Origin of the sequence: Kitasatospora sp. NPDC059408 (genome assembly GCF_042751525.1) — a bacterium.
GTDB lineage: Bacteria > Actinomycetota > Actinomycetes > Streptomycetales > Streptomycetaceae > Kitasatospora.
On the sequence record NZ_JBHYWI010000063.1, the window covers coordinates 31,926 to 52,401 of the forward strand.

Sequence of the window (20,476 nt, forward strand, 5' to 3'; positions counted from 1 at the left end):
GTGTGCGGGCCGCCCTCGTGAGGCGCGGGCGGCCCGCCCCTCCGACGCCCTCCTACAGGTCGCCGTCGCCGCGGCTCGGCAGGCCGGTCTGCGTCGCGATCGCGTTCCAGAGCGTGGACGCCTGCTTCTTGGCGTTCGTCGCCGAGCCGCTGGCCGTGACCGCGTTCTTGTAGTGCTGGTTGTCCTGCTTGCCGCACGCACCCGGGGCCTGCGAGTCCGAGGCCCAGGCCGCGTACTCGTCGTCCGCCTGCGCCGAGGCCGTCCAGGCCGCGTTGAGCTGCTCGACCAGCTGCGCACCACCGGGCAGCTTGTCGGTCTTCAGCTGGCCGAGCTTGGTCTGCAGCTCGCGCCGCTTGCCGGCCGCGGCGGTCAGCGCCTGCTGCGACTCCGGCAGCTGGTTGCACTTCTGCACGGCGCCGACCGCGTTCACGACCGCCGAGCGGCTGTCGCTCGCGGTGCCCAGCAGGTCCGACAGCGGCTGCGCCTGCGCCTTGACCTCCGGGTCGACGGCGGCCGCCGAACCGCTCGCGCCCGCCGGGCCGGTCGAGGCGCTGCCGGCCGAGGCCACCGGCGGGGTCTTCTTCTTGTCGCCACTCGTGCTGTCGTCGCCGCCGCTCATCAGCACGGCGACGAGGATCCCGGCCGCGGCGCAGCCGGCCACCACGCCGCCGATGATCAGCTTCGAGGACGGGCGTCCGCCGCCGCGCTCCTCGCGGACCGGCACGGCGGTGGTCTGGTACTCGGCGCCGGAGTAGTCGACACCGGAGTAGCCGGGCTGGACCGGCTGCGGGTGGGCGGCCTGCGGGTAGCCCTGGTGGCCGTACGCCTGGTCCGGCTGCGGTGCGTATCCGGGCGCCTGCTGCGGGTAGCCGGGGGCGCCCGGGTAGCCGCCGGCCTGCGGGTCCCCGGTCGGGTACGGCGGGAGGTGCTGGGTCTCCGGCGCCGGGGCGCCCTGCGGGTAGCCCTGGGCCCCGGGGGCCGGGGCGCCGCCCCACGGCGCGCCCTGGGCCGGCATGGCCTGCGTCGGCAGCGCGTGCCCGCCCTCGCCCAGGTACTCCGGCTGCCCGGACGGCTGCCCCACCGGCGGCATCTGCTGGCCGGGGGCGCCCTGTGGCTGACCCGCCTGACCTGGCACGACGGCCTGCGGGCCCTGCTGCTGGCCGGGCTCGGGGCGGAACAGGTCGTCCAGGTTGAAGTCACCCGAGTTGGGATACGAGCGGCGCTGGCTCAACGCGATTCCTCACCTGTGCACGACCGCGCGCTGACGGCGGACCACATCTCGTCGGTTCTTGGGAGCATCACAGTTCCTTGGACGTCGCGCCCACGCTACCGGTTCGCCTCACCGGGTGACCACGTGGGCGGGACATCACGACCTGCTCCCCCGCGGGGGCCGATCCGCTCAGGCGGCCTCCGCGTCCGCCCTGGCGTGGAACTCGCGGACCACCCGCTGCTCCCGGTAGGGCTCCAGCCGGCGCCGGAACTCGTCCAGGTACTCCACGCCCCGGTTGGAGCGCAGCCCGCTCAGCAACCGGACCGCCTGCGCGCCCGTCTCGCAGGCGCGCTCCAGGTCCCGCTGCTGCAGCTGCGCCGTGGCCAGCAGGACCAGGTCCACCGCGCGGCGGCGCACCCGCGTCGGCGGGTGCAGGTCGAGCGCCCGGCGGGCGTAGTGCTCGGCCTGGCCGGCCTGTTCCAGGTCCCGGTGGCAGTGGGCCAGCTCGTCGGCGAGGTAGGCGTCGTCGAAGTGGACGATCCAGTCCGGGTCGTCCTCCGGGCGGCGCTTCTCCATCATCTCCAGCGCCTTGGCCGCGACCGCCTCGCACGAGCGGGCGTCGCCGAGCAGCGCGTGGCCGCGGGCCTCGGCCGCGTAGAACATCGCCATCGCCGTCGGGGTGGCCACCGTCCGCGCGCCCTCCTGCGCGGCGCGGGCGAGTTGGGCGATCTCGCGCGGGTTGCCCAGCGTCGCCGCGAGGTGGCTCATCGAGGCCGCGAGGACGTAGCCGCCGTAGCCGCGGTCGTCCGCCGCCTGCGCGAGGCGCAGCGCCTGGATGTAGTAGCGCTGGGCGAGTCCGGGCTGTCCGGTGTCCACCGCCATGTAGCCGGCCAGCTCGGTCAACCTCGCCACTGCGGCGAAGAGTTGGCGCCCGGTCTCCTCGCGGTAGGCCCCGCCGAGCAGGCCGGAGACCACCGAGTTGAGGTAGTGGACGACGACCGGGCGCACGTGCCCGCTGCCGAAGCGGTGGTCCAGGTCCACCAGCATCGTCGTGGTCGCCTTGATCGCCGCGACGTCCGTCGGGCCGACCCGCGGGCCGCCGGTGCGCGCCACCACCGGGTCCGGCGGGGTGATCAGCCAGTCCCGGCTGGGCTCCACCAGGGCGGAGGCGGCGACCGTCGCCCCGGTCAGGAAGTCCCGCCGGCCGACGTCGCTGCGCCAGAGCTCGCAGACCTGCTCCAGGGCCGCGCCCAGGGTCGGCGCGAACTGCAGCCCGATGCCGGAGCTGAGGTTCTTGCCGTCCGCCATGCCGATCTCCTCGACCGACACGCTGCGGCCGAGCTTGCGGCCCAGGGCCTCGGCGATCACCGCCGGCGCCTGCCCGCGCGGCTGTTGGCCGCGCAGCCACCGGGCGACGGAGGTCTTGTCGTAGCGCAGGTCCAGTCCGTGCTCGGCGCCGCAGAGGTTGACTCTCCGGGCCAGGCCGGCATTGGAGCAGCTGGCCTCCTGGATCAGTTGCTGCAGACGCTCGTTGGGCTGTCGTGCGACGAGTGGTCTCGCGGCCATTGGGCTTCGCCTCCCCACACCCTCCGGTCCCGGCCGGCGGGCGACGATTCTGCTGATCTGTTGCCGACTGTCCGACCGTCCAAGGAATCTGACACCAGGTTAGCGATCAGCAACGCCAGCGGGATACCCACGGTGACGAACCGCACCCCCCACGCGCCCTGGGAAATGCTCCCGTGCGCCCCCTCTGCGCCCGCCCCCGCCCGCCCCAACTCGGTTGAGTCACCGGTTCGGGTGACATTGCCATCATGCGCCCATCCGGGCACCGCGGGGCCGTAACCAGGCTCACACACGGTAGTTGAGCAGCGCGTGGAAGACATCCCCGACTCCCCCGACCAGGGCAAGAACGCCGGACTGCCCCCGCTGCTCATCGAAGCCGTCAGCTACGCCGAGAACCGCCACTGGGAGGTCGCCCCGGGCGCCTGGCTGATCGACGGCGACGGGCCCGCCCGCTGCTCCTGCGGCGACCCGCGCTGCCCGCTGCCCGGCGCCCATCCGCTGGACGCGGACTGGGCCCGCAAGGCGAGCGCCGGCCCCGGGGCGGTGCGGCGCTGGTGGACCGAACGGCCGCAGGCCTCCATCCTGCTGCCCACCGGCCGCTCCTTCGACGTCCTGGACGTCCCGGAGGTGGCCGGCTGCCTGGCGCTGGCCCGGATGGAGCGGCAGGACCTCCAGCTCGGCCCGGTCGTGGCCGTCCCCGCCTCCCCCGGCCGGATCGGGCGGCGGCTGCACTTCCTGGTGCTGCCCGGGGTCGCGGCCAAGCTCCCGGAGATGCTCCGCAAGCTCGGCTGGCCGCCCGGCCGGCTCGACCTGGTCGCCCGCGGCGAGGGGGACTGGACGGTCGCCCCGCCGTCCCGGGTCGGCAGCACCGGGTACGCCCAGTGGGCCCGCTCCCCCTCGGCGCTCAACCGCTGGCTGCCGGACGCCGCGGAGCTCATCAGCCCGCTGGCGTACGCGTGCGGCCGCGAGGCCCCCTCGGCCCGCCCGCAGAACGCCCAGCCGGCGGGGGTGCACTGAGGCCGTGGTGCGCCGGAGGGACGTCGGCCGGGCCGTTCGGCCCAGCCGGATTCACCCTCCCCCGGACAGCCGCCCTGCGCCTATCGGGTGAGGGCGTGCGCCGCGCGACACAACGCGCGCGAGTGACGGGCCTTGTCTCCCACCGGAGGCGGGGCCCGTCATACGCATGTGCGGATAAAGGCCCGGTCTACCCGCTGGTCAACCGGAGAAGCCCCTCGTACGAGTGACAACGCTCAAGGATTGCCATGATCGGCCGAGGGGAGGAATCCGGTGCGAGGGGACGCCGGAGGGGACGCTCGGACGGGGAAGCCGGGCGGGGCGGTACGGAGGGGAAGCGGGAGGGACCGGAGGGGACGGGAGGGAAGAGGGGGACCGGGGAGGACGGAAGGCCCGCTGCACGGGGAGCAGCGGGCCTCTTCGTCGTGTGCGACCTCGTACGACCCGTGTGCGGCCGCGTGCCGCCGATGTGCCCTCGCGTGCGCCGTCGTGCGCCGCCGACGGCGCGGACGGCCTGGCGGCTTGGACGGCTCGGACGGCTCGGACGGCTCGGCGGCGGCTCAGGCCTGGGCGACGAACACGTGCTGGGCGATGTCCTTGCCCAGCTCCGCGGCGTTCTCGCCGGTGCCCACCAGGACTCCGCCGACGCCGGGGCTCACCATGACCGTCGAGCCCGGCCGGACGCCCGCCCGGCGCAGCCTGCGCATCAGGCCCTCGTCGGTCTGGATCGGCTCGCCGATCCGGCGGACCACCACGCTGACGCCCTCCTCGCCCGGCTTGACCGAGTCGAGCTGGACCAGCGCGGCGTCGAAGCCCTCGCCCTCGGCCTTGGCGTCGCCGAGCTCGTCGAGGCCGGGGATCGGGTTGCCGTACGGGGACTGGGTCGGGTGGCCGAGCATGGCGAGCACCTTGCGCTCGACCGTCTCGCTCATGACGTGCTCCCAGCGGCACGCCTCCTCGTGCACCTGTTCCCACTCCAGGCCGATCACGTCGACCAGCAGGCACTCGGCGATGCGGTGCTTGCGCATGACGCGCACCGCGAGCCGGCGGCCCTCCTCGGTGAGCTCAAGGTGGCGGTCGCCGGCGACCTGGAGGAGGCCGTCGCGCTCCATCCGGCCGACCGTCTGGCTGACGGTGGGGCCGCTCTGCTCCAGACGCTCGGCGATCCGGGCGCGCATCGGGACGATGCCTTCCTCCTCCAGCTCCAGGATGGTGCGAAGGTACATCTCAGTGGTGTCGATCAGCCCAGACATCGCCGCTGGCTCCGTTCTTCGGGGTCCTCACCGACAATTCTGACGTACCGGCCCGACAACCGGGCCCGCCCGGGGGCTTCCGGTACCGGTTTTCGTTCCTGTTGACAGCGGGACCGCCGAGGCACCACCGTGCTCGCCGTAGCTTTCTCCACTGGCGGCCGGGACCTCCCGGGCCGCCCCACCCGGGCCGGCTCCCTCACCGGCAGAGAGCGGAGGCACCAGATGAACGACCTGGTCGGCCGGTACTTCGACGCCGCGATCGCCCATCTCCAGCGGGTCCGCGAGGAGGAGGCCGAGCCGATCGAGGCCGCCGCCGCGCTGCTCGCCGAGGCGGTCGCGCAGGGCCGCCGGGTCTTCACCTTCGGTGCCGGGCACTCCTCGCTGCCCGCGCAGGACGTGGTCTACCGGGCGGGCGGACTGGTGCCGGTCAACCTGCTGAACGTGCCCGGGATGGCCGGGGTGACGGTGATGCCCGCGCCGCTGGCGAGCGCCCTGGAGCGGGTGTCCGGCCTGGCCACGACGAGCCTGGACCTCACCCCGGCGACGGCGGGCGACGTGCTCTTCGTGATCTCGCTGTCCGGCCGCCAGGTCATGCCGGTCGAGCTGGCCCGGTACGCGCGCGACCGCGGGCTGAAGGTGATCGGGGTCACCTCGCTCGCGTACCCGGGCGAGGTGCCCTCGGCGCACCCGTCGGGGACGTACCTGAAGGACAACTGCGACGTCGTGCTGGACAGCAAGATCGCGGTCGGCGACGGCGAGCTGACCCACCCGGGCGCCCGCACGACGTTCGGCCCGGTCTCGACGATCGTCACCAGTGCCCTGATGCAGGCCGTCGTCGCCTCCGCCGTGGGCCGCCTGGCGGAGGCGGCGCAGGCCGGCACCGCGGAGGCGCCGCCGCTGTTCCGCTCGGGCAACGTGCCGGGCGGGACGGAGTGGAACGTCCGGCAGATGAGCGACAACGCGGAACGGATCTTCTACACCTACTGAGCCGCACCCACGCCCCCCCGGGCCGCTCCCGCCGGGCCCCGGGCCGCCCGCCGGACAACCACCGGGGGTTCCCGGCCATTGCGGGCCGGACGGCCGGGCGGCAGGCGTACCGGGGAGCCCGCCGGGGCAGGGAAGGGGTGCGACCGGAGCGACGGGTGGGGGCCGAACATGGCGTCTGGTGCGGGGCGTACCGGGTGGGTGCGGGAGCGGGACCTCCTGCCCGACCTCTTCTGGGCCGCCGACTCCGCCTCGCTGCACGGGCAGCACCGCTCGGTGGTGCTCTCCGCGTGGGAGCTGGTCCTGCTCCTCGTCGCCGCCGCGACCGGCTCGGCCGACGGCGAGGCGTGGGCCTGGCCGGCCGCCGTCGCCTACCTCGGCGCGATCGGGTTCGCCGTGGTGATCGGCCGGCAGAACCCGCAGGGCCTCTGGTACGAGGGCCGGGCCGCCGCGGAGTCGGTGAAGACGCTCGCCTGGAAGTTCGCCGTGCGGGCCGACGCCTACCAGCCGCCGCCGCGCGCCCTGCCGGACGCCGAGGGCCTGTACCGCTTCCAGCTCGGCCGGGTGCTGGGCGCCTTCCGCGGCGGCCCGGCGGTCGGGTCGCCGCCGGGCGGGGAGCAGGGCGCGGAACCGGGCGGGGAACCGCTCGCCGGGCCCGCCGGGATCACCGACGCGATGCGCGACCTGCGCGCGCAGCCGCTGGCCGTCCGCCGCGAGGTGTACCTGCGCGAGCGGATCGAGGTGCAGCACGCGTGGTACCGCTCGAAGTCCCGGTACTGCGCCCGGGCGGGCTTCTGGACCGGTGTGCTCGGCGTGGTGCTGCCCGCCCTCGGGCTGGTGCTCGCGGTGCTGCGGGCGCTCGGCGCGTTCACCTACGACGCGCTGGGCACGGTCTCGGCGGTGGCCGCGTCCGTCGCCGCGTGGGCGCAGCTGCGCCAGTACCGTCCGCTGGCCGCGGCGTACGGCCTCGCGGCCGACGAGCTGGACCAGATCCGGCGCCAACTGGCGGCGCTGGAGCTGGAGTCGGCGGACGCCGAGGAGATCTGGGCCCGGCTGGCCCGGGACGCCGAGGACGCGGTGTCCCGGGAGCACACCACCTGGCAGGCCCGCCGGGAGATCCGCACCACCACCGACCGGTGACCCCCCACCGGTGACACTCAGGAGGCAGGCGCGTGGCGTTACGAATGGTCAAGGCCCCGGGCGGACGCGCACTCGCCGTGGAGTCCCTGGGCGATCCGCGCGGCCGTCCGGTGTTCCTGCTGCACGGCATGCCGGGCAGCCGGGTCGGCCCGCACCCGCGCAGCACCGTGCTGTACCGGCTGGGGGTGCGCCTGATCTCCTACGACCGGCCCGGGTACGGCGATTCGACCCGGCAGGTCGGGCGGCGGGTGAGCGCGGCGGCGGCCGACGTGCGGACCATCGCGGACGACCTCGGCCTGGAGGCCTTCGCGGTGCTGGGCCGCTCCGGCGGCGGCCCGCACGCGCTGGCCTGCGCGGCGCTGCTGCCGGAGCGGGTGAGCCGGGTGGCGGTGCTGGTGGGGCTCGCGCCGCGCAACGCGACCGGCCTGGACTGGTACGCGGGGATGACCCCGTCGAACGTCCGCGCCTACCGGGAGGCGGAGCGCGGCCACGACCGGATCGCGGACACGATGGAGTTCCGCTCCCGCCAGATCAAGGACGACCCGGTCCGGCTGCTGAAGGGCCTGCGGCCCGAACTGTCGCCCGCCGACCGGATGGTGGTGGCCGACAGCGGGCTGCGGCGGATGCTGCAGAGCAACTACCGGGAGGCGTTCCGGCACGGCGCGGACGGCTGGATCGACGACGTGCTGGCGTTCACCGCCGACTGGGGTTTCAAGTGCGAGGACATCGCGGTGCCGACCTGGCTGTGGCACGGCGCGGACGACCAGTTCTCGCCGGTCGAGCACTCCCGCTGGCTGGCCGACCACATCCCGGGCGCCGAGCTCTTCCTGGAGCCCGGCGCCGCGCACTTCGGCGCCTTCCGGGTGCTGACCACCGCCCTGGCCTGGGCCGCCGGCTAGGGCGTCAGACCTTCACCGGCATCAGGCCTTCACGGGCGTCAGCGGCTCGTCCCCGGCCAGCACCGCCAGGACGTTGTCCACGGCCAGCCCGCCCATCGCCTGACGGGTGGCCACGGTGGCGCTGCCGAGGTGCGGGGCCAGCACGGCGCGCTCCTGGGCGAGCAGGGCGGACGGCACCGCGGGCTCGTGCTCGAAGTTGTCGACGGCCGCGGCGAACAGCGCGCCGGACTCCAGGGCGGCCGCGAGCGCCTCCTCGTCGACCACGCCCGCCGTCATGCTCACCACGACGGCCCCGCGCGGCAGTCGCGCCAGCCGCCGGGCGTCCAGCAGGTGCCGGGTGGCCGCACCGAGCGGGCAGGTGACGACCAGCACCGTGGACGTCGCGAGCAGCTCGTCCAGCGGCTTCCACCGCGCGCCCTCGGCCCGCTCCGGCGGCAGTTCGCTCCGGTTGTGGTAGCTCACGGGCATGTCGAAGCCGCGCGCCCGCCGGGCGACGGCCTGCCCGATCCGGCCCATGCCGAGGATGCCGAGCGGGGTGCCGGACAGCTCCATGCCGAGCAGGAAGTTCGGCGCCCACACCCACGGCTGCCCGGAGCGCAGCAGCCGTTCGCCCTCGCCGAGCCGGCGGGTGGCGGCGAGCAGCAGCGCCCAGGCCATGTCGGCGGTGGCGGTGGTGAGCACGCCGGGGGTGTTGGTGACGAGCACCCCCCGTTCGGCACAGGCCGCCACGTCGACGTTGTGGTAGCCGACGGCGTGGTTGGCGACGATCCGCAGCTGCGGCCCGGCGGCGTCGAGGAACTCGGCGTCCACCCGGTCGTCCAGGGTGGTGAGGACGGCCCGGCGGCCGGGCAGGGCGGCCAGCAGCTCCGGCCGGGGCATCGAGCGGTCGGAGTCGTGGCAGGTGGCGGCGTGGTGCGCGGTGAGCCGTTCGATCACCCCGGGCGCGAGGCGGCGGGTGACCAGGACCGGGGGCGGGGTAGTCATGGCTCCGGAGCGTACCCCGCCCCCCTGAACGTCCCTGCGAACGTTTCCCGACGCGTCACACCGGCTGCGGTTCCAGGTCCCGGTTGATCCGCTTCCAGCCGCGCGCCGACACCGTGTTGGGGTGCTCCTCGCCGAACTGCCGGATCAGCTCGGCGATCGAGCGGGCCCGCAGTTCCGCCGCCTGGCCGTGCCGCGCGGCCGCTCGCAGGGTGATCGCCAGGTTGGCCTCGCAGGCGACGGCGTCCGGGTGCCGGGGGGTGTAGCGGGCGCACAGGCCCTCGTAGGCGGCGCGGCCCAGCTCCTCGGCGCGCTGGGTCTGCCCGTCGTCGCCGTACGCGTTGGCCAGGTTGATCATCGCGTTGAGGGTGTACGGGTGGTCCGGCCCGACGGAGCGGGTGAGCCCGTCGACGGTGGCCCGGCCGCGCTCGATGGCGCCCGGGACGTCGCCGCTGCCGCGCAGGTAGATGCCGAGGTTGTTGGCGCAGGCCAGGGTGAACGGGTGCTCGTCGCCGAACAGCCGCCGGTGGCCCTCGAACACGGTCGCGCACAGGTCCCGCGCGGTCTCCTTGTCGCCGGAGGCGCTGTGGTCGGCGGCCAGGTTGAGCGCGCAGGCGAGCGCGTCGGGGGCGTCGGCGCCGTAGCGCTCCAGGTAGCGCTCGTAGGTCTCCTTGGTGATCCGGCGGGCCTCGGCGAGCTGGCCGATCCGGCGCAGCGAGACGGCCAGCGACTTGGCGTTGCGCAGGTTCTCCGGCAGGTCGGGGTCGAGGACGTCGCCGAGGTCGGCGGTGACCTCCTGGAGGAGTTCCACCGAGCCCTGGTAGTCGCCGAGTTCGCGCAGGTCGCGGGCGAGGTTGGACTTGGTGGAGAGGGTGTAGGGGTGCTTGGGGCCGAGGACGGCGGTGCGCCGGTCGAGGGTCTCCTGGTCGAGTTCGCGGGCGAGTTCGCTCTCGCCGACGAGCCGGTAGTCGATCGCCAGGTTGTTGGCCATGGCGAGGGTGCGCGGGTGGTCGTCGCCGAACAGCTCGCGGAACTGGGAGAGGATCTCGCGGTCGAGTTCGAGGGCGGCCTGGAACCGGCCGAGGGCCCGGCGGTCGGCGCCGAGCGAGCCGGCCGTCATCAGGGTGTAGGCGTGGTGCTCGCCGAGCAGGCCGCGCTGGCGCTCCAGGGTGTCCTCGTCGAGGGCCAGGGCCTCGGCGTAGTTGCCCTGGGAGCGCAGGACGTTGGCGAGCTGGAAGCGCAGGAGGAGGGTCTGCCGGTCGCCCTCGCCGAGCTTGCGGGTCCACTCGGTGTCCAGGGCGTGGCCGAGGTCGCGGGCGCGGTCGAGCTCGCCGCGCTTCCACAGGTAGCGGACGCGGTCGATGAGCAGCTGGCGGGTGTCGGCCTCGTCGCAGTTGTGCGCCTTGGAGGGCGACAGGTGCGGCCAGATCTCGTCGAAGGCGGGCCAGTTGGCGGGGTCGTCGGTGTCGCCGAGGACGGGCCGGGCGCCGGTGAGGATGCGGTGCACCTCGTGGACGGCGACCTCCTGCTCCTCTTCGGTCATCTCGGCCCGGATCACGGCCTGGACGAGCCGGTGCACCTGGAAGCTGTTGCTGCCGGCGTCGACCTTGGCGAGCGCGTAGCGGCCGATGGCCTGGATGACCTTGCCCAGCATGAACTTGTCGCTGAGGTCGGCGTCGTACTTCACCAGCGCCCGGATCATCTGGTCGCTGTAGAAGAGGTTCATCGAGATCGGCTCGGGCGCGAAGAACGCGCACAGCTGGAGCAGCCGCACGGCGGCCGGGGACTGCTGGCGCAGCCGGCCGATGGAGACGTTCCAGGTGGCGCCGACCGGGGTCGGGTAGTCGGCGGGCCGGGCGACGGCCAGCGCGCGGGCGGCCTCGGCGTGCAGCTGGGTGACGTACGTCTCGACCGGGGTGCCGGTGGTGTCCAGCCACGCGGCGGCGACCTCGACGGCGAGCGGCAGGTCGCCGACGGCCTCGGCGACCCGGTCGGCGTCCGCCCGGGACAGGCCGCGGGCGCGCCGGCACAGGTGCTCGACGCTCTCGCCGCGGGTGAAGACGTCGACCTCCAGGGCCTCGGCGTGCCCGGTCCAGGCCTGGTTGCGGGAGGTCACCAGGATGTGGCCGGAGCCGCCGGGGAAGAAGCGGCGGATCTCGGACGGCTCGTCGGCGTTGTCGAAGATCAGCAGCCAGCGCGCGGTGGGCCGGCCCAGGCGCAGTGCCTCCCGGGCGGCCTCGGCGGCCTCGGTGACGGAGTCGCCGACGCGCAGGCCCAGGCGCCGGGCCAGCTCGGCGAGGGCGGGGGCGACGAGCTCGGTCTGCTCGGCGTCGATCCACCACACCAGGTCGTAGTCGGACATGAACCGGTGCGCGTACTCCAGGGCGACCTGGGTCTTGCCGACGCCGCCGAGCCCGTACAGCGTCTGCGGGGTGGGCAGGACGGCCGCCATGCCGCCGCGCAGCTGGTTGCGCAGCTGCTCCAGGACGGCGGCGCGGCCGGTGAAGGACGGGTTGCGCGGCGGGACGTCCCACACGGCGGGCTTGCTGCCGGGGAAGCGCGGCCCGCCGCCGTTGCCCTCCGGCAGGGCGGCCTCGCCGCGGCCGAGCGCGCGCAGCAGCGTCTGGACGGACTGCGCCTCGTCGCGGCCCACCAGGTCGACCGGGTTGCGGTTGCTGAACGGCGCGGTGAGCCGCACGTCGCCGACCCGGACGGGCACGAGCTGGCGGCGCGTCCCGGACGGGTCGGAGCTGACCACGGACTCCCACAGGGCCCGGGCCTGCGGGGAGCGCTGGTAGGCGGGCGAGAGCACGGCGACCGTCCGGTAGGCGGCGTCGATGCCACGCTCGGTCTCCTCGCGCGGGTCGGTGCCGGCGCTGAGGTCCCGCGGCAGCACCCGGAAGCCGGCCCGGGTGAGGACGGACTCGATCCAGTCCGCCCACATCCGGTCCTCGGGCACGTACGACAGGTAGAGGTCGGCGGGCACGGAGGGGCGGCGGCGGGTGAACGCGTCGACGTAGCGCAGCCGCACCTCCTCGTCCACCGCCGGCAGGTTGGTGACCCGGCCCTCGGTGATGACGGAGGTCAGCCGCTCGCACGCGGCGAGCATCGAGGTGGGCGTGCCGGGCTGGTCGCCGAAGGTCGCGAGGATCTCCTCGTAGGCGTAGAACGGCCGGTACGGGATCTCCACCGAGCCCCAGTACTGGGCGAGTTCCTCGCCGCCCAGGCCGGCCGGCAGCCCGTCGAAGCGCACCCGGGCGAGGGCGCGGCCGGCGTCCGCCTTCTCCTTCTCGCCCTCGTCGATGCGCATCGGGACGGGCAGGATGCGGATGCCGCGCTCGCGGTAGCGGTCGTGGATGTGCTGGGCGATCCGGGAGGCGCCGTCGATCGACTGGTCGCTGAGGGTGAAGCAGACGACGAGGTCGTCGGGCATCTGCACGGTGCAGATCTCGGCGATGTCGGACAGGCCGGTGCGGGAGTCGATCAGGACGTAGTCGTAGCGCTTGGCCATGTCGGCCTTGAGGGCGTCGAAGAACTGCCCGCCGTCGAACCGGTCGTAGAAGATGTCCCAGTCGAGGTGGGTGACGGCCTCCGAGTAGTCCCGGTTGAACTGGCCGGCGGAGAGGAAGTCGAGGCTGCCGCCGCGCGGGAACAGCGGCCAGGACAGCGACAGGGCGTGCGGGTGGACGCGGGCGAAGTCGAGGTGCCAGCCCTCGGCGTGCTCGACCGGGCGCAGCGCCTCCTCCCGGTACTCGGCGATCAGGTCCATCATGCCGGTGGTGCCGGCGAGGGAGGCCGGGTCGAGGAAGGGGTGGAAGAACTTGGCCAGACCGGGCGCCTCCAGGTCCCAGTCGACGGTGAGCACGCGGTAGCCGTTGGCGGCCAGGATCCAGGCCGTGTTGGCGAGCGCCATGGTGCGGCCGGTGCCGCCCTTGTACGAGTAGAACGTGATGATCCGCCCGCCGCGGTCCTGTTCCTGCGCCCGGCCGCGGGCCTCGCGCTGCGCGGCCAGGTCGGCGGCGGTGAGCCCCCCGAGGCGGAGGTTCCTGGTGGTGTTGTCACTCATCTGGGTCCTCCCACGGGCGCCGTCCCGTAGCCGGGGTCGTCGTCGGTGTCGTCGCGGTCTGGGTGGTCGTCGCGGTCGGTGGGGCCAGGTCCGAAGGGGTCGGGTTCGCGCCGGAACGCGTCCCGCAGGTTGGGCCGCGGCGCCGGGGGGTCGTCCGGCTCGGCCCGGGTGCGGCTCTCGAAGGCGTACTTGGCCTTCATCGCGGCCCGGGGCAGCGCGTCGTCGAAGTCGTCGAGGCTGGTGAGCCCGGCGGTGCCGGTCGCGCCGAGGAAGCTCGGGCGGCTGGCCCGGCGGGTGATCCGCAGCGTGCGGTCGCTCAGTTCGCCGAGCTCGCCCTCGCGTTCCTGGCACTCCGGGTCGTCCATGTTCCACGGCTCCAGGACGCCCACCCAGGTGGCGTCCGAGCGGTCGAAGCGCCGGACCAGCTCGCGGCGGCGCTCGTCGCACAGCGCCCAGCGGTCCAGCAGGAGCAGGCCGGGTGCGGCGGCCTCGCCGCCGATGATCGCCTCGGCCTCGTCGTCGAACTCGTGCACGGTCGGCTGGAAGCCCAACTGCCGCGCGAGGCGCACCGCGTGCTGGGCGATCGGGGAGCCGGAGGGGCGGTAGGGGTGCCAGTCGGTGCGCTTGGCGCCGTAGTAGTCGGGGCTGCGGTCCTCGGGCAACTCGCCCTGGTGGTAGGAGAGGACGGAGATCCGGAGCTGCTTGGTGGGCGCGGTGACGTTGAACGCGCTGGGCAGGGAGTTGAAGTCCAGCCGCCGCCCGACCGGGATCACCGTCTCCTCGGCGACCTGCACGATCCGCGCGGCCAGCCGGTGCACGGCCAGCTCGTAGGCGGCGCGGAAGTAGGTGAGCTTCATCAGCGCGTACAGGCCCTCGGTGGCGTAGTCCGGCCCGAAGCTCGTGTGGTTGAACTGGAGGTCGCCGGCCACCTTGGGCAGTTTGTAGCGGCTCATCGGCGCCCATAAGACCGGCACGATCCCGCTGGTGCGCTCGGAATCGAGGTTCGCCGGATAGACCGGCCGCCGGGTGAAGGCGTGCCACTCCTGGCCGCACGGAACGCTGTTGAAGTACCGCGGCGAGTACAGCGGCACGAACACCCGGCAGTTGGCCAGTTCCTCCGACAGCCGCTCCGCCCACAACTCGCCCTGGTGCATGGACTCGTCCATGAACCCCACCGGCACCCCGGCGGGCACGGTGGTCAGTTGGAGCACCGCCTCGCACAGGTCCCGGTACAGCTGGCGCACCCAGTGGTTCGGATCCCCGGCACCGCGCGCGCCCGACCTCGGGGTGTGGGCGTAGGAGAGGAAGAAGTACGGCCTGGCGTCGTCCTCGTCCCAGCCCCGGTCGTTCACACGCGCCTCCCCCGGGCCCGCCGGCAACCTGTTCCCCGCAGCCCCCGTGCGCGGGGCTTCAGTGTAGGAACGACTGGCACCCCAATGGAATAGCACAACGACTCGCACGAATTGACATGACCGAAACGACGTGCTGGTCAGCTCTGCTTGAGGGAGTCCAGATCGATGATCCGATCAGCGGGCGGGAGGCTGACGGTGACGGGGGCGTCGTAGTCCGAGAAGTCCATCGTGGTACCGTCCGAACTCCCGCCCACGTGCGGCGACTCGACCCGGAGGGGCCGCGCGGGCCCGTCCGTGGCGACGTACCCCTCGAACGATCCGTCCTTGGACGAGGTCGCGAGGATCCCGGCGGCCTTCCGCCCGTCCACGGTCGCGGTCCCCTCGGACGCGACGTCCTTGTACCAGTCGCCGTCCCCGAAGACGGGCGTGCTCTTGAGGTCGCAGAACGTGGTGACGGTCTGCAGGTCGTCCCCGTCCTTGATCCGCAGCCAGTGGTCCTTTCCGGCCGCCACCGCCTTGTCCCCGCCGAGCCTGGCCAGCAGCCGCTCGTCCTCCTTGAACAGCGTCTGCCCGCCGCTGCGCAGCAGCTCGGCCTTCCCTTGGTCCCCGAAGTCGAACGACCCCGTGCAGTCCCCGCCGGCCGCGGCCGACACGGCGAAGGTCATCTTCTGCCCCGAGTCGCTCTCGCTCCCGGTGATCTTCACCGACGCGGCCCGGGCGAACTGCTTGTGCCCCTGCTCCAGCACCGTCCCGGCACTCATGGCCGGTTCGTCACCGCTCCCGCACCCGGCAAGCCCGGCCAGGGCCAGCACGACCCCGCCGACCACAGCAGCCCGCTTGACACCCACGTCGAACCCTTCGCACAACGAACACCTGCGCGGATCCTACGCGCGGGCCCGCCCGGAACGGCGGGCGAGCCCGTGTGCCGTTGGCGACAGTCGGACGGCTCAGGACCGGGATCGGCGCAGGACGTGTTCGGCCAGGTCGACGGCCTCCCGGAGGGAGATCAGGCGGCAGTGGGCGGTGCCGATGCGGCGGGTGGTGAGGGTGGTGGAGGCGGCGAGGACCCGGGCTCCCAGGTCGGCGAAGTGGAGGTCGTCGAGGTCCGGGGCCTTGAAGGTGGTCCAGCCGTCCGGGCCGACGCAGCGGTACTCGCGCTGGGGGACGTCGGGCATCCGCAGGTCGGCGAGGTGGAAGCCGGTGAAGCGGGCGATCGGGACGCCGATCATCAGGACCTGGGCGTCGAGGTCGTAGAGGCGGCCCAGCGGGGAGTCGGGGCCGAGGTGGGAGGTGAGCGGGTGGTGCGCGGTGATCGCCCGGGCGTGCTTGCCGACGGCCGCCCAGGACGTCTGGGGGTGGTCGCTGCGCCGGGCACGCCGATGCGTGCGGATCGTCTCCGAGAGCGTCCCCATGGTCGGCGAGCACGGCGTACTGGCCGGATCGAACGGGAGCATCCGGTCGAGGTGCTCGGCCCGGCGCTCCGGAGAGAGCCCGGCGGTCTCGGCCCGGTGGATCCGGGAGGTGGCCGAGTTCTCCGGGGTCGCCGTGTAGGCGACGAGGGTTCCTTCCCCCTCCTCGTCCCGCAGGGCTTCGAGCAGGGCCTCGACCACCGTCGTCGCGCCGCCGGGCACCGGGCCGAGCGCGCGCAGGGACGCCTGGACGTGGAGCACCGCACCCGCGCGGACTCCGATTTCGGTGAATTCACGGGCGAGCAGGGCGAGTGGTGCGGCGGCGACGCTGCCGGCGCGGGATTCGGTGAGGATGACGGTACCCCGGGATCATGGGCCCCGGGTGAGGGAGCCCCGGGGCGGGTGGATGGTGGTCAGACCGCGGCGTGTTCCCGCCGGGCCCGATCGGCCGCCCGTTCGGCCGCCGCGGGCAGCGGTACGGCCAGCCAGGGGGCCACGGTGGCACGCATGCCGTCGGCGAAGCGCAATCCGAGCGCGGTCAGCGCGCCCGAACCGGCCAGCCGCTCGACGGCTTCCGCGGTGTACCGCCGCCACAGCGCGAACTCGCGCCGGGCCCGGTCCGCGGCCTCGCCCGGCAGCCCGTCGTAGGCGAGCGTGCGGGTGCCCCAGTACTCCGTGACCGCCAGGTGGGCGTACGTTCCCTGGAGCAGGCCCTCCAGCGGCCGGGGGTCGGGCCGCCAGGGCGCGAAGTACAGCGTGTCGTCGCCTCGGTCGTACAGGTCCGTGAGGTCGAGCACCGCGCCCAACTTCACGTGCTGGAACTCGTGGGCCAGCAGGAGGGCGAGCGTCGGCGCCGTCGCCGGGCGGGCGATGCCCACCGCGCCGAAGGCCTGCCGGGCCGCCGAGCTGACGTCCCGGCCCGCGGGGCCCGGCCGCAACGGGGTCACCGTCGTGAGGCCGGCCCGGATGCCCTCCGCGTACCCGGGCAGGTCCCGCCCGAGCAGTTCCCAGGACTCGCGCAACGCACCCGTCCAGTCGAGGAGTTCACCGCCCGACAGGCGGGCCGACACCGCGTGGGCGTGGCTGTCGCGCAGCGGGTCGACGTCCTCCAGCGCGACCGTCCACCCGCCCGCCAGCCGGACCCGCCGCAGCGGCTCGTCCAGCAGGGTGCGGACGGTCCCGTCGCAGGCGCGGACGGAGAGGCCGTCCGCCGTGCCCGTCACGACGGCCTCCCCGTCCGGGAGGGCGAGGCGCCCGAGCGTCGGCAGGTGCAGCCACCCGCCGCGCACCGGCACGGCCACCGCGTCGCCCCGGGCGGCCCGCACCGCGGCGGCCGCGGCGAGCGCGGCCAGCGGCCCGAGCCCGGTGCCGAGGTCCCCGGCGAGCCGCCGGGCGGCCCAGGCGCGCGCGTACGGGTGGGCGAGGACGGCGTCGACGGCGGCGGGGGCGGCGACGTCCAGCGCGGCCAGCAGTGACCACGCCTCGGCCCGCCCCTGTCCGGAGGCGTCCCAGGCGGCGGCCAGCATCGCCCGGGTGAGGGCGAGTTGGGAGCGGCCGAGGGCGTGGACGGTGTCCGCGCTCCCGTAGCCCCGGGCGAGCTCGTCGAGCTGGTGGTCGGCGAGCGCGGCCGGCACGACCGGGGCGGCGTTCTGGGCAGGGACGGCCACCGCACCGCCGTACGCCGCCACGCCGTTGATGAGCGCCATGAGGTCCCCGCAGTAGACGGAGGGGTTGTCGAAGCCGCCTCCCCCATCGTCGCTCCGATAGCGGTGGGCGTACAGACCGCCTCCGCAGCTCCGGACGACGGGGCAGGTGCGGCAGGTGCCGCAGAGGCCGGCGAGACCGGACTGGCGGGCGGCGACGCCGGGGTGCCCGGCGAGGTCGTCGAGGGTGTGCTCGAAGACGTTCAGCCCGGTGGCGGGGGCGCCGTCGTACGCGGTCTTCAGGCTGTCGGCCTGCTCGAAGGTACCGTCCGTCTCCAGCACCGCGAGGTCGGAGGGCTCCAGGCCGAGCGACTCGGTGAGACTGGAGAAGCCGCGCCGCGTCCGGTGGACGGACTCGAAGGTCCGCACGGCGAACGGCCGCCGGTCCGCCTCCCACAGCTCGTGGACGGCGAGCAGCCAGTCGGCGTACGGGGTCGGCCCGAGCGTGGAGGGACGTTTCGGCGGGTCGTCCCAGGTGGCGTGCGGGAGCAGGAAGTCGACGGCGGGTGGCTGGAGTTCGACCAGGGCCCGGTAGACCGCGACCGGATCGTTCTCGACGTCGATCGTGCACAGCAGTCCGGCGAACAGGTGCCGGTACGCGGGCTCGCGCAGCAGCGCGACGGCCCGCAGGACCTGCGGGTGGCTGCTGCGCCCGTCGGCGAAGCGCCGGTGGCGGTCGTTGGCCGCGCGGTCCCCGTCGAGCGAGATGCCGACGCGGACGCCCAGTTCGGCGAACAGCTCGCAGAAGGCGCGGCTCAGCAGCACGCCGTTGGTGTGGATGCGCAGGTCGAGGGCGCAGCCGGGCGGGAGCGCCGCCCGGAGCTCCTCGGCGGCGCGGCGCAGCCGGTCCGGGCCGGCGAGCAGGGGTTCTCCCCCGTGCAGGACGACCCGGACGGCGGGCAGCCGGTGGGCGGCCGCGTGCTCGCCGATGCGTTCGGCGGCCTTGGCCAGGATCTCGTCACCGACGGTTTTCGGCCGGGTGCGCCAGCTGCTGTCGGCGTGCTCGTAGACGTAGCAGTGGTCGCAGGCGAGATCGCACCGGCTGTGCATCTTGACCACGAATTGCGTCAGGGGAATTCGCGTCGTCATGGTCTGACTCGAAGGGTCGGTCTCGGCCCGCCGGTCAGATCGAGGAGTTGAAGGCCGCGACCGGCACGAGGCCGGATTCCGCGCCGGGGAGTGCGCGCCGCAGGCTCTCGGCGAGCTCTTCCGCGCCCAGCGCGGCCAGATCGGCGAGGGAGGGGCGCTCCGGCGTCTCCTGAGGGTCAGTCAGGTTGCCGGCCGGCCTGATGCTGGTTACCGGTGTCATATTCGTTTCCTTAGGCGCGGTTACGACCTGCCGAGGGTGGGTAAGCCACCCGGTTGCGACCAATGTAGTGCCCGCGAGGCACCAGCGCGGCACCTTGCGGTTTCGCGTTGGTGTCCGCAACGGCCCGACACCGTGCGGTGGCGCGTGGGACGCCGAGAATTCACCCGTTCGGCGGTCGCGCACTTCGCCGTGGCGCGCGCCGAAGCGGGATTCTTCGAGCCGCCGTTCGAATCGACCGGTCATCCCCCACCCGGTTCGCGGACGGACCGCACCACTTCCGCCGTGAACTCCAGACCGTAGTCGGTGAGTTCGCCGCTCGCCAAAAGTGTCTCACCCGCCGAGAGCGTGTGCGCCCGCCAGCGCTCGCACTCCCGCTCCGCACGCTCCCGGCCGGCCCCCGAGGCGGCCTCGGTCCGCCAGAAGTCGGCCACCCCCAGGTGCGCGTACGTCCCCTGCAGCAGCGCGCCGACCGGGCGCAGGTCGGGCCGCCAGGGAGCGTGGTAGACGGCGGCGCCGTTGGGCCGGTGGAGCGGCACGAGGTCGAGCAGCGCGCCGAGTTGGACGTGCAGGAACTCGTGCACCAGGGCCAGCGCCAGCAGCACCGGATCGTCCGGCAGCGAAGCCGCCACCGCGCCGTACGCGCGCCGGGCGGCCGCGCTCACCGCCTCCCCGCCGGGAGCCGGCCGGAGCGGGACGATCGTGGTGACACAAGCGGCAACAGCCTCCGCGTGCCACCGGTGCCGCCGCACCAGAATCCCCCATGCATCCGCCAACCTCACCTCCCACACAGCCAGTTCGGAAGGCGTCAGGGGCCCGGCCGGCGGCCGCCCGTAGTCCACCCGGTGCGGCCCGACGTGGTCGATCACCGGAGCCCAGCGCAGCCCGTCGCACTCCAGAGCCAGCGGACGCCCGGCACCGAGCCGCACGAACTCACCCAGCCCACCCAACTGCACATCCTCACCAGCCGCCAGGCCGCGCAGGCAGTCGGCCGCCCAGGCGTCCAACTCCGGTCGCAGCAGCACCTCTTCCCACCGCACCCGGTCCGCCCGCTGCAGCGCGCGCACCTCGGCGTACGCCGCGTGGTACCCGTCGTCCTCCGGGGCCGCCCGACGCAGCGCCACCAGCAGCAGAGCCCGCTTGCTCAACTGCCCCGCACGCAGGAGCCGAACAGCCCCCGCCCCTCCCCGCCCACCCGCGATCGCCCGAAACGTCGCGCGGTCCACCCCGTGCCGGGGCAACCCGTCCGCCCCCCGCGCGCCCGGCACCCCGACCGCCACAGCCTCACCCGTACCCGTCACCGCAACGTCCTCCCAGTCCGATACCACCCGGCGGCAGTCTCACCCCCTGGCAGACGGGAAACGCCGCCAACAGCCGCACATAACCCAAACGGCCGAAGCACCCCCACCCCCTCACCTCCTTACCCCCATCCCTCCCCGCCGCACGAACGCACCCCCCTCAACCACCCCCCTTCCCCCTCCCCCCACAGGCGAGAGGGTCGGGCTGCGGGAGGGGGTGGCGGAGGGGGTGGCCGCGGAGAGGGGCGTGACGGGTGATTTTCAGACTGCCAACGGTGAGAACACCCCACCCACAGAG

The 20,476-nt window shown here is 74.1% G+C and carries 15 protein-coding genes; 4 read left to right on the plus strand and 11 right to left on the minus strand.

Annotation, left to right across the window (positions count from 1 at the left end):
• Positions 1-52: 52 nt before the first annotated feature.
• Positions 53-1,231, minus strand: coding sequence for a hypothetical protein (locus ACFXDE_RS32120; RefSeq protein ID WP_380498111.1), 1,179 nt, complete (start codon positions 1,229-1,231; stop codon positions 53-55).
• 168 nt (positions 1,232-1,399) lie between these two features.
• Positions 1,400-2,776, minus strand: coding sequence for a transcriptional regulator (locus ACFXDE_RS32125; RefSeq protein ID WP_380439943.1), 1,377 nt, complete (start codon positions 2,774-2,776; stop codon positions 1,400-1,402).
• Between the two features lie 315 nt (positions 2,777-3,091).
• On the opposite strand from ACFXDE_RS32125, the gene ACFXDE_RS32130 reads away from it, so the two are divergent.
• Positions 3,092-3,790 (plus strand): bifunctional DNA primase/polymerase, encoded by a 699-nt coding sequence (locus tag ACFXDE_RS32130; RefSeq protein WP_380440058.1) that lies wholly within the window; start codon positions 3,092-3,094, stop codon positions 3,788-3,790.
• Positions 3,791-4,347: 557 nt separating this feature from the next.
• Here ACFXDE_RS32130 and ACFXDE_RS32135 read toward each other — a convergent pair.
• Entirely contained in the window at positions 4,348-5,040 is a 693-nt protein-coding gene (locus tag ACFXDE_RS32135) for a metal-dependent transcriptional regulator (protein WP_380439941.1), read from the minus strand.
• Between the two features lie 222 nt (positions 5,041-5,262).
• Here ACFXDE_RS32135 and ACFXDE_RS32140 point away from each other — a divergent pair, with 222 nt between their 5' ends.
• The 3 genes from ACFXDE_RS32140 (at position 5,263) to ACFXDE_RS32150 (ending at position 8,063) form a co-directional block, all read left to right on the plus strand.
• Positions 5,263-6,027: a sugar isomerase domain-containing protein gene (locus ACFXDE_RS32140; protein ID WP_380439938.1), complete on the plus strand. Its 765-nt coding sequence runs from the start codon at positions 5,263-5,265 to the stop codon at positions 6,025-6,027.
• 168 nt (positions 6,028-6,195) lie between these two features.
• Positions 6,196-7,164: a DUF4231 domain-containing protein gene (locus tag ACFXDE_RS32145; RefSeq protein ID WP_380498112.1), complete on the plus strand. Its 969-nt coding sequence runs from the start codon at positions 6,196-6,198 to the stop codon at positions 7,162-7,164.
• A gap of 44 nt (positions 7,165-7,208) precedes the next feature.
• Positions 7,209-8,063: an alpha/beta fold hydrolase gene (locus ACFXDE_RS32150; protein ID WP_380440056.1), complete on the plus strand. Its 855-nt coding sequence runs from the start codon at positions 7,209-7,211 to the stop codon at positions 8,061-8,063.
• Between the two features lie 21 nt (positions 8,064-8,084).
• On the opposite strand, the gene ACFXDE_RS32155 is transcribed toward ACFXDE_RS32150, so the two are convergent.
• The 8 genes from ACFXDE_RS32155 to ACFXDE_RS32190 all read right to left on the minus strand — a co-directional run bounded on the left by ACFXDE_RS32155 (position 8,085) and on the right by ACFXDE_RS32190 (position 20,028).
• Positions 8,085-9,047 (minus strand): 2-hydroxyacid dehydrogenase, encoded by a 963-nt coding sequence (locus ACFXDE_RS32155; RefSeq protein ID WP_380498113.1) that lies wholly within the window; start codon positions 9,045-9,047, stop codon positions 8,085-8,087.
• A 55-nt stretch (positions 9,048-9,102) separates the two neighbouring features.
• Positions 9,103-13,110 (minus strand): FxSxx-COOH system tetratricopeptide repeat protein, encoded by a 4,008-nt coding sequence (gene fxsT, locus ACFXDE_RS32160; RefSeq protein ID WP_380498114.1) that lies wholly within the window; start codon positions 13,108-13,110, stop codon positions 9,103-9,105.
• Positions 13,107-14,462 (minus strand): TIR-like protein FxsC, encoded by a 1,356-nt coding sequence (locus tag ACFXDE_RS32165; RefSeq protein WP_380439930.1) that lies wholly within the window; start codon positions 14,460-14,462, stop codon positions 13,107-13,109. Before ACFXDE_RS32165 ends, fxsT begins: the two co-directional genes overlap by 4 nt.
• Before the next feature lie 137 nt (positions 14,463-14,599).
• Positions 14,600-15,223: a hypothetical protein gene (locus ACFXDE_RS32170; protein WP_380498115.1), complete on the minus strand. Its 624-nt coding sequence runs from the start codon at positions 15,221-15,223 to the stop codon at positions 14,600-14,602.
• Between the two features lie 186 nt (positions 15,224-15,409).
• Entirely contained in the window at positions 15,410-16,132 is a 723-nt protein-coding gene (locus ACFXDE_RS32175) for an aminoglycoside N(3)-acetyltransferase (protein ID WP_380498116.1), read from the minus strand.
• Positions 16,133-16,284: 152 nt separating this feature from the next.
• Entirely contained in the window at positions 16,285-18,663 is a 2,379-nt protein-coding gene (locus tag ACFXDE_RS32180; RefSeq protein ID WP_380498117.1) for an FxsB family cyclophane-forming radical SAM/SPASM peptide maturase, read from the minus strand.
• Between the two features lie 34 nt (positions 18,664-18,697).
• Positions 18,698-18,883: an FxSxx-COOH cyclophane-containing RiPP peptide gene (gene fxsA, locus ACFXDE_RS32185; protein ID WP_359962476.1), complete on the minus strand. Its 186-nt coding sequence runs from the start codon at positions 18,881-18,883 to the stop codon at positions 18,698-18,700.
• 239 nt (positions 18,884-19,122) lie between these two features.
• A complete protein-coding gene (locus ACFXDE_RS32190) occupies positions 19,123-20,028 on the minus strand; it encodes an aKG-HExxH-type peptide beta-hydroxylase (protein ID WP_380498118.1) in 906 nt (301 codons plus the stop codon).
• Between the last annotated feature and the right edge of the window lie 448 nt (positions 20,029-20,476).

Excerpts from the sequence above, each read along its gene's own strand:
- ACFXDE_RS32125 (WP_380439943.1), bottom strand. The coding sequence starts at position 2,776 with ATGGCCGCGAGACCACTCGTCGCACGACAGCCCAACGAGCGTCTGCAG.
- ACFXDE_RS32135 (WP_380439941.1), bottom strand. The coding sequence starts at position 5,040 with ATGTCTGGGCTGATCGACACCACTGAGATGTACCTTCGCACCATCCTG.
- ACFXDE_RS32140 (WP_380439938.1), top strand. The coding sequence starts at position 5,263 with ATGAACGACCTGGTCGGCCGGTACTTCGACGCCGCGATCGCCCATCTC.
- ACFXDE_RS32145 (WP_380498112.1), top strand. The coding sequence starts at position 6,196 with ATGGCGTCTGGTGCGGGGCGTACCGGGTGGGTGCGGGAGCGGGACCTC.
- ACFXDE_RS32150 (WP_380440056.1), top strand. The coding sequence starts at position 7,209 with ATGGTCAAGGCCCCGGGCGGACGCGCACTCGCCGTGGAGTCCCTGGGC.
- ACFXDE_RS32155 (WP_380498113.1), bottom strand. The coding sequence starts at position 9,047 with ATGACTACCCCGCCCCCGGTCCTGGTCACCCGCCGCCTCGCGCCCGGG.
- fxsT (WP_380498114.1), bottom strand. The coding sequence starts at position 13,110 with ATGAGTGACAACACCACCAGGAACCTCCGCCTCGGGGGGCTCACCGCC.
- ACFXDE_RS32170 (WP_380498115.1), bottom strand. The coding sequence starts at position 15,223 with ATGAGTGCCGGGACGGTGCTGGAGCAGGGGCACAAGCAGTTCGCCCGG.
- ACFXDE_RS32180 (WP_380498117.1), bottom strand. The coding sequence starts at position 18,663 with ATGACGACGCGAATTCCCCTGACGCAATTCGTGGTCAAGATGCACAGC.
- fxsA (WP_359962476.1), bottom strand. The coding sequence starts at position 18,883 with ATGACACCGGTAACCAGCATCAGGCCGGCCGGCAACCTGACTGACCCT.